The following is an 8,811-nucleotide window of genomic DNA, read 5'->3' on the forward strand; positions in this document are numbered from 1 at the left end:
ATCAGGCCGGCGGAATGAAAACAATTTCAGAGCCGCGGGCCAGCCCCAATCATGAGCGAGCGCAAGATCCCCCTTGCTTTCGTGACTCATAATCCCGATGTTCTGGTTGTATACTCCCGACGGTTGCCCCATTGCGGTAAAAGACAATCGGTAAAACTCTGTTACACGGGCCGCCCGGCCGGCTCGCTATAATGCTCGGATAATAAGGTTTGGCGGGACCTTGCCTGCAAGGTTCAAACACAACTTGGCATTTCAGGAATCCTATGAAAAACATCAATCCAACCCAAACCCAGGCCTGGCAGGCACTGGAAGCCCACTTTGCTGCAAACAAAGAGACCCGACTCAAGGATCTGTTCGCGCAGGACCCGAAGCGCTTTGACAAGTTTTCCCTTACCTTCGGCGGCGACATCCTGGTTGATTACTCGAAGAACCTGATCACCGAAGAAACCCTCAAGTTGCTGGTTGATCTGGCCAAAGAGACCGATCTTCGCAGCGCGATCGATGCCATGTTCAATGGCGACAAGATCAACATGACCGAAGGCCGCTCAGTACTGCACGTAGCCCTGCGCAACCGCTCCGACCGCCCCATCGAGTGCGACGGCAAGGACGTGATGCCGGAAGTGAACGCCGTACTGGCCAAGATGAAAGGCTTCTGCGAGAAGATCATCTCCGGCGAGTGGAAAGGCTACACCGGCAAAGCGATCCAGCATGTGGTCAACATCGGTATCGGTGGCTCCGATCTCGGCCCGGTAATGATCACCGAGGCACTGCGTCCCTACAAAAACCACCTGCAGATGCACTTCGTCTCCAACGTCGATGGCACTCACATCGCCGAGACCCTGAAGAAGATCGATCCGGAAACCACCCTGTTCCTGGTGGCCTCCAAGACCTTCACCACCCAGGAGACCATGACCAACGCCCTGACCGCCCGCGACTGGTTCATCAACATCGCCGGTGACAAGGCCCACGTTGCCAAGCACTTCGCAGCCCTCTCCACCAACGGCAAGGCTGTGGCCGAGTTCGGCATCGACACCAACAACATGTTCGAGTTCTGGGACTGGGTTGGCGGCCGCTACTCCTCCTGGTCTGCCATCGGCATGCCCATCGCCCTCTCCGTCGGTTTCGAGAACTTCGAAGCCCTGCTGCAAGGCGCCTTCGAGATGGACATGCACTTCGCCACTGCCTCCTATGAGCAGAACGTGCCGGTGCTGCTGGCGCTGATTGGCCTGTGGTACAACAACTTCTACGGTGCCGAGTCCGAAGCCATTCTGCCGTACGACCAGTACATGCACCGCTTCCCTGCTTACTTCCAGCAGGGCAACATGGAGTCCAACGGCAAGTACGTGGATCGCAACGGCAAGCCGGTTGACTACCAGACCGGCCCCATCATCTGGGGTGAGCCGGGCACCAACGGCCAGCACGCCTTCTACCAGCTGATCCATCAGGGCACCAAGCTGATCCCCTGTGACTTCCTGGCGCCGGCCATCAGCCACAACCCGATCGGTGACCACCATCCGAAACTGCTGGCCAACTTCTTCGCCCAGACCGAGGCGCTGGCCTTCGGCAAGAGCAAGGAAGAGGTTGAAGCCGAGTTCCTGGCTGCAGGCAAAACCCTGGAGCAGGTCAAGGATCTGGTGCCGTTCAAGGTATTCGAAGGCAACCGCCCGACCAACTCCATCCTGTTCAAGAGCCTGACCCCGAAAACCCTGGGTGCCCTGATCGCCATGTACGAGCACAAGATCTTCGTACAGGGCGCAATCTGGAACATCTTCAGCTTCGACCAGTGGGGCGTGGAGCTGGGCAAACAGCTGGCCAACAAGATCCTGCCGGAGCTGGGCAACAACGAGGCTGTCACCAGCCACGACTGCTCCACCAACGGTCTGATCAACACCTGGAAAGCGTGGAAAGCCTGATTTATCCGGCCTTTCTGAATGCAAAAGCCCCGCTCGATGAGCGGGGCTTTTTTATGACTGTCAGGCTGATTTTTCTGGCTGGCCGGTCGGGTGTCCAGTCCGACCGGCGACGGGGATCGTCATCCCCGCCCCTTCATCATCCTGCCCGATGCAGACTTAACCGCCGACGGCGATGCGTTTCATGTCTTTCATATAACCGCGCAGTACCTGACCGATTTTCTCGATCGGGTGGTTGCGAGTCGCTTCGTTGGCCGCCAGCAGCGCCAGGTTATCCACGCTCTGCCCTTCCGCCTTGCTGGCACCCAGATCGCCCGCTTTCAGGGTCGGCATGAAGTGCTCGCGCAGCAAGGGCACGGCGGCGTTGGCGAACAGGTAGTTACCGTACTCAGCGGTGTCAGAAATAACCACGTTCATCTCGTACAGACGCTTGCGGGCAACGGTGTTGGCAATCAGCGGCAACTCGTGCAGGGATTCGTAGTAGGCAGACTCCTCGTAGATACCGGAAGCCACCATGGTCTCGAACGCCAGCTCGACACCCGCCTTGACCATGGCCACCATCACCACGCCATTGTCGAAGTACTCCTGCTCGGCAATCTTGCCTGCAAACGCCGGCGCGTTTTCGAAGGCAGATTTGCCGGTCTCTTCGCGCCAGCCGAACAGCTTGGCATCGTCTTCGGCCCAGTCGGCCATCATGCCGCGGGAGAACTCACCGGCGATGATGTCGTCCATGTGCTTCTCGAACAGCGGGCGCATCAGGGTCTTGAGCTGCTCGGAGAGCTCGAAGGCGCGCAGCTTGGCCGGGTTGGACAAGCGGTCCATCATCAGACTGATGCCACCCTGTTTCAGGGCTTCGGTGATGGTCTCCCAGCCGAACTGGATCAGCTTGCCGGCGTAGGCCGGGTCTGTGCCTTCGGCAACCAGCTTGTCGTAGCAGAGCAGAGAACCGGCCTGCAACATGCCGCAGAGGATGGTCTGCTCGCCCATCAGGTCGGATTTCACTTCTGCCACGAAGGAGGACTCCAGCACGCCGGCACGGTCGCCGCCGGTGGCAGAGGCCCACGCCTTGGCGATGGCCATGCCTTCGCCCTTGGGATCGTTCTCCGGGTGAACGGCGATCAGGGTCGGTACGCCGAAACCGCGCTTGTACTCTTCACGCACCTCGGTGCCCGGGCACTTGGGCGCCACCATCACGACCGTGATGTCGGAGCGGATCTGCTGACCCTCTTCCACCACGTTGAAGCCGTGGGAGTAACCCAGCGCGGCGCCCTGCTTCATCAGCGGCATCACGGTTTTCACGACGTCGGAGTGCTGCTTGTCCGGAGTCAGGTTCAGCACCAGATCGGCGGTCGGGATCAGCTCTTCATAGGTGCCGACCGCGAAGCCGTTGTCGGTAGCCTTCTGCCAGGAGGCTCGTTTCTCGGTGATGGCGGCCTTGCGCAGGGCGTAGGAGATATCCAGCCCGGAGTCGCGCATGTTCAGACCCTGATTCAGACCCTGGGCACCACAGCCCACAATCACCACCTTCTTGCCCTTCAGCACGTTGCAGCCGTCCGCGAACTCTTCGCGCTGCATGAAACGACACTTGCCCAGCTGGGCCAACTGCTGACGCAGGTTCAAGGTGTTGAAATAGTTAGCCATGGTGATTGCTCCGTTCGATTGATTCCATGCCGGGTAGCGGCGTTGTCTGAACCACTATAGCGCGGGACACTTATTGCCTGAACTGATATATTCGAAACAGTACGTTGCAATAACTGAAATGTTAGCCCTTCATAATCGCCTGCTGAATGTACCGCGAGATGGCAGAAACAAGCCGCCAACCGCTGGATATCGGGCACACATGCCGCGCCAGGAGCTGAAAGATGGACCTTCGCAATCTCGAGCTGTTTCTCCACCTCGCCGACTCCCTCCACTTCGGCAAGAGCGCCGATGCCATGGCGGTCAGCCCCTCCACCCTGAGTCGCGCCATCCAGCGACTGGAGCAGGAGACCGGCTGCGTGCTGTTCGAGCGGGACAACCGCTCGGTGCGGCTTACCCCCGCCGGCGAGAAGCTGCGGGAGTTTGGCGGCGGCCTGTTGCAGGAGTGGCGTCAGCTCAAACAGGAGCTCAAACGCAGCGATGAACCGCTGCAGGGGCGGCTGCGGGTCTTCTGCTCGGTCACTGCCAGCTACTTTCTGCTGCCCGAGGTACTGGAGCGCTTTCGCCGCCGCTACCCCCAGCTGGAGATCAAGCTGGAGACCGGTGACCCGGCGCTGGCGGTGGACAAGATCCTGGCCGATGAGGCCGATCTCGCCATCGCCGCCCGCCCCGATGCTCTGCCCGCCAAGCTGGAGTTCGCCAGCCTGCAGCTGGTACCGCTGGTCTTTATCGCGCCGCGCAACGCCCCGCAACTGAACCAGTGGTTCCGTCAGGGAGAACCTGATTGGGAGCAGCTGCCGGTCATCCTCTCCGAGCAGGGGCTGGCCCGCAAACGCAGCGATCAGTGGTTTCGCAACAAGGGGATCGCCCCCAACATCTACGCCGAAGTGGCGGGTAACGAGGGGATCGTTGCCATGGTGGCGCTCGGGTGCGGCGTGGGGCTGGTGCCGGCGGCGGTGATCGACCATAGCCCGCTCGGCGACAAGGTGCGGATCATCGACCTCAAGCCCGCCTTCAAGCCATTTGATGTGGGGATCGGGGTGCTCAAGAAGCGACTGGAAGAGCCGCTGATCCGCGCCTTCTGGGATACGGCACAGAACCAGAACTCACTGCGCTGAGACGGGCTGGTAGATGAGCGTCGGGTCGGCCATCATCTTGCGACTCGACAACGGCAGATCAGGATTGTTCAGCTCGAGGCGCTGCCGCTGGTCGAGCTGCAAACGGCGGATGGTGCTGCCAAACCCCTCCTCGAAGATCCGGTCAAAATCCCCAGTTTGCCGCGCCCGCTGCAGGCCAAGCTCGATGCGCTGCGCCAGCTCCGGATATTTGGGCGAAACAAAGAAGAGCAGCGCCAGCGGATAGCGAAACACCAGATGGGGCTCGATGGCCAGATCCGGGTGCTGTTTCAGCTCATCCTCGACCTCGATGACGGAGCGCAAAAAACAGTCGAAACGCTGCTTGCGCAACATGTTGAACAGCGCTTCGTAGAGGTTGCCCGCCATCACATTGAGGCCGTTGGCCCTCAGCAACTGGGTGTCAGGCCAGGATCTGTGCTGGCCGATGATGAGCCCAGAGCGGCGCCAGTCGGCCAGCGAATGAATGGCGGCAAAGCGCCCCTCATCCCCCTGCCGGATCAGACAAACCCGCCAGCCGAGCAGCCCCTTGGCCAATGGAATGTGTACCGCCAGCAGATCCCTTTCCCGCTCCTCATCGGGGGCAAACACTCCTACCTGAACCAGCTCGCCGCTGTGCAGCTCTTTCACCGTCCGCCCCTGTTCCATCGGCGGGCTGGAGACCAGCTGGTAGGGGCCATATTCAGGCACCGTCAGATCTAGAGAGAGCCGCAGCAACTGCACCACTGCCGGGTTGGGATGCTCCAGCAGCAGATTCCAGGTGCGGATCGACTGCACGGCAGCCGACGTATCCGCCGCCCACAGCCACAACACCATGCACCACAATCCGACTCGCTTCATTCCCTGCACCATCCAAGCGCCATGCTTCTGGTCATACTATAACGCCAGCCAAGGGCCTGATGCGGCGTTCGCTGCCAGATGTGTGAACCTTCTCCTGTCCCGTCTCATGTCAGAAGTGACAATAGGCAAACCGGGCAAGGGATCGCAGACTGAATATTCGCCATCATCGAACTACATCAGGGAGGAGCACCATGAAACAGCATCTGGTCGAGATCAAGGGATCAACCCTGTTTGAGGAGTATTTGCAGAGCATGGGTCTGCCCAGCACCTTGCTGGACAGGGAGCAGGAGATCTATCTGCAGGAGCGTCACCTCGGTGCCATCCGCCGGGTACAGGGGGAGCTGCGCTTTTACCTGCGCGCCAACGCCCTGAACAAACGGTGATCGGGAGCCGGTCACAGAACCTGCAACAAAGAGGTATTAGACTGGTATCTTCCCCCTTTCGACGGGAGTGCCCATGAACGCAAGCGGTCTGGATCGGCTGTTCAAACCCCAATCAATCGCCATCATCGGCGCCTCGACCGATCCGCACAAAGCGGGCCATGTCATCGTTCGCCATCTGCTGGCGGGCCACTTCAAAGGGCCCATCCTGCCAGTCACCCCGCGCAGCAAGGCAGTGGCCGGCGTGCTGGCCTATCCCGACATTGCCAGCCTGCCACTGGCTCCGGATCTCGCCATCATCTGCACTCGCCGGGAGCGGGTCATCCCCCTGCTGGAGGCGCTTGGCCAGAAGGGAGCGGGCGCAGCCATCATCCTCGCTGCCGATTTTTCACAAGATGAGCGGCAGGAGCTGAAACGGCTCTGCAAACAATACGGTATCCGCCTGCTCGGCCCCAACAGCATGGGGATGCTGCTGCCCGGTCAGGGGCTCAATGCCAGCTTTTCACCGATTGCCGCCAAGCCCGGGCAGGTCGCCTTTCTCTCCCAGTCTGCCGCGGTCAGCACCACCATTCTCGACTGGGCCAAGCAGCATGAGCTGGGATTCTCTGCCTTTATCTCCCTTGGCGATCACTGCGACATCGACTTCGGCCAGCTGCTGGACCAGCTCTCCCGCGACAGCGTGACCCGCGCCATCCTGCTCTACATGGACAAGCTGCACGATGCCCGCCATTTTCTCTCGGCGGCGCGAGCGGCCTCGCGCAACAAGCCGATCCTGGTGCTCAAAAGCGGACGCCACGATCCGGCCCACGGCCTCGACAACGTCTATGACGCCGCCATCCGCCGCGCAGGCATGTTGCGGGTGCGGGATACCCACGAGCTGTTTGCCGCAGTGGAAACCCTGAGCCACTCCATGACCCTCAAGGGCGAACGGCTCGCTATCATCTCCAACGGCCGCGGGCTGGCCAATATGGCGGTGGATGTGCTGCTGGAGCGGGGCGGCAAACTGGCACGCCCACCGCTCGATATCGGCAGCGATGCCACCATTACCACCTATCAGGGGGCGCTGGACAACCTGCTCGGGGAAGAGGGGATCGATGCCATCCTGATCATTCATGCCCCCTCGCTCACAGCCCCCAGTGCACCACTGGCCAGCCATCTTATCGCCCACCTGAAACAGCACCCCAGAGCTCGCCGTTTCAATATCCTTACCAACTGGGCGGGAGAGTACTCGGCGCAGGAGGGGCGCAAACTCTTTACCGAAGCGGGCATCCCGACCTACCGTACCCCGGAAAGCGCCATGGCCGCCTTCATGCACATGGTGGAGTACCGCCGCAACCAGAAGCAGCTGATGGAGACCCCCGCCTCCCTGCACGGCAACCAGCTCAATATCGAGCTCTGCCAACAGCTGATCCGCCAGGCGCAGGAGCGCAAACAGCTGAGGCTGGATACCCATCTCGCCCACCCCATCTTGCAAGCAGCCGGGCTCGCAACATTGCCCACCTGGATCGTCACCGACGCCATCGAGGCAACCCTGACAGCCGAGCAGATCGGCTACCCGGTGGCAGTCAAACTCCGTTCGCCCGATATCCTGCACAAATCTGCTGTGCACGGTGTGGTACTCAATCTGCGTACCTCGGCCGAAGTAGCACAGGCTGCCGATGCCATTCTGGACAGGGTGAAACAGCACGATCCCGGCGCCCGTATTGAAGGGTTGCTGGTACAGCGTATGGCGCGGCGCAGTGGCGGTCTGGAGCTTCGGGTTCGTATCCAGCAAGACGCCATCTTTGGCCCCGTCATCCTGCTCGGTGAATCGGGGGCGGAACCACAGGAGATGGTTGCAGCGCTGCCGCCCCTCAATCAGGCGCTGGCCCGTTACCAGATCATCGGTGCGCTCAAGAGTCGCAAGATCCGTGAACATGCCACTCCGGATCGGCTGGATATCGATGCCCTCGGTCAAGTGCTCTGCCAGCTATCCGAACTGCTGCTCGCCTTCCCGCAAATACAGGAGCTGGATCTTCATCCGCTGCAAGCCTGTGGCACCGAGATGGTAGTGCTGGATGCCAGCGTCACGCTGGCCGACCCAGCACTTCCACCCGCCAGTCGGCTGGCTATCCGCCCCTACCCGACCGAGCTGGAGGAAGGGGCCTGGCTCAAGGATCAGAGTCATGTTCTGCTGCGCCCCATTCGCCCGGAAGATGAACCGGCTCACAAACAATTCGTGCTGCAGGTTTCCGATGAGGACAGGTACAAACGCTTCTTCGCCGACGTGGGTGAGCTGGGTCACGAAGAGTTGGCCCGCATGACCCAGATCGATTACGACCGCGAAATGGCCTTTGTCGCCGTAGGGCAGGATGGGGAGCGCAAAGATCAGATTCTCGGGGTGGTGCGCGCCATCTCGACGCCGGATCTCAGCGATGCCGAATTCGCCATTCTGGTTCGTTCCGACCTGAAAGGATTGGGGCTCGGCAAACTGATGATGGAGAAGATAATCCGCTACGCCTGCGAACAGGGCATTGGCCAGCTCTCCGGCATGACCATGCCCAGTAATCGCGGCATGGTAACCCTCGCCAAGCGCCTCGGCTTTACCATTGATGTCCAGATGGAAGAGGGAGTGGTCAATATGGCTCTTTCCTGTGGCGCTGGCGTAGGGTGACTGGGATGGATGGCTGCGAGTAATCCAGCATAAATGGTTGTGAATTATTCAAAAATGACTGTGATTACACACCAAAAGGAGGGAATGGCTGGCCTGCCAGTGCCCCCCCCTCAGGCAAAAGCTACTGTTCAGTGGCTTCTGGATGCTGAAAATGCCAAAGCCCGGTCTGATAACCGGGCTTTGGTGTCTATTCAGGCGTGCAACGCTGTGGCCAATCGACAAATCGCCCATAGCAAAAAGGCCTTCCCAATCGGGAA

General features: G+C 60.4%; 6 protein-coding genes. 4 read left to right on the forward strand and 2 right to left on the reverse strand.

Annotated elements, in window-relative coordinates:
- The first annotated feature begins 263 nt into the window (after positions 1-263).
- Positions 264-1,913, forward strand: a complete 1,650-nt coding sequence (pgi, locus tag BS300_RS20240; protein WP_005339491.1) for a glucose-6-phosphate isomerase — start codon at positions 264-266, stop codon at positions 1,911-1,913.
- 156 nt (positions 1,914-2,069) lie between these two features.
- Here pgi and ilvC read toward each other — a convergent pair whose 3' ends face one another.
- On the reverse strand, positions 2,070-3,551 hold the full coding sequence (gene ilvC / locus BS300_RS20245; protein ID WP_041210772.1) for a ketol-acid reductoisomerase: 1,482 nt from the start codon (positions 3,549-3,551) through the stop codon (positions 2,070-2,072).
- Between the two features lie 221 nt (positions 3,552-3,772).
- Here ilvC and ilvY point away from each other — a divergent pair, with 221 nt between their 5' ends.
- Positions 3,773-4,666, forward strand: coding sequence for an HTH-type transcriptional activator IlvY (ilvY, locus tag BS300_RS20250; RefSeq protein ID WP_071914935.1), 894 nt, complete (start codon positions 3,773-3,775; stop codon positions 4,664-4,666).
- Here ilvY and BS300_RS20255 read toward each other — a convergent pair.
- Positions 4,655-5,521, reverse strand: coding sequence for a hypothetical protein (locus BS300_RS20255; protein WP_071914938.1), 867 nt, complete (start codon positions 5,519-5,521; stop codon positions 4,655-4,657). The two genes, ilvY and BS300_RS20255, sit on opposite strands and share 12 nt — an antisense overlap.
- Before the next feature lie 191 nt (positions 5,522-5,712).
- Here BS300_RS20255 and BS300_RS20260 point away from each other — a divergent pair, with 191 nt between their 5' ends.
- Together BS300_RS20260 and BS300_RS20265 are read left to right on the forward strand one after the other, a co-directional pair.
- Positions 5,713-5,904 carry a hypothetical protein gene (locus tag BS300_RS20260; protein ID WP_019446537.1) on the forward strand — a complete coding sequence of 64 codons (192 nt, stop codon included), beginning with the start codon at positions 5,713-5,715 and terminating at the stop codon, positions 5,902-5,904.
- A gap of 73 nt (positions 5,905-5,977) precedes the next feature.
- A complete protein-coding gene (locus BS300_RS20265) occupies positions 5,978-8,554 on the forward strand; it encodes a bifunctional acetate--CoA ligase family protein/GNAT family N-acetyltransferase (RefSeq protein ID WP_071914940.1) in 2,577 nt (858 codons plus the stop codon).
- Positions 8,555-8,811: the final 257 nt, after the last annotated feature.

It is taken from the genome of Aeromonas sp. SCS5, from assembly GCF_001887375.1.
GTDB lineage: Bacteria > Pseudomonadota > Gammaproteobacteria > Enterobacterales > Aeromonadaceae > Aeromonas > Aeromonas jandaei.

Bases quoted from the DNA above. Each gene is read 5' to 3' on its own strand.
- pgi (WP_005339491.1), top strand. From the start codon at position 264: ATGAAAAACATCAATCCAACCCAAACCCAGGCCTGGCAGGCACTGGAA.
- ilvC (WP_041210772.1), bottom strand. From the start codon at position 3,551: ATGGCTAACTATTTCAACACCTTGAACCTGCGTCAGCAGTTGGCCCAG.
- ilvY (WP_071914935.1), top strand. From the start codon at position 3,773: ATGGACCTTCGCAATCTCGAGCTGTTTCTCCACCTCGCCGACTCCCTC.
- BS300_RS20255 (WP_071914938.1), bottom strand. From the start codon at position 5,521: ATGAAGCGAGTCGGATTGTGGTGCATGGTGTTGTGGCTGTGGGCGGCG.
- BS300_RS20260 (WP_019446537.1), top strand. From the start codon at position 5,713: ATGAAACAGCATCTGGTCGAGATCAAGGGATCAACCCTGTTTGAGGAG.
- BS300_RS20265 (WP_071914940.1), top strand. From the start codon at position 5,978: ATGAACGCAAGCGGTCTGGATCGGCTGTTCAAACCCCAATCAATCGCC.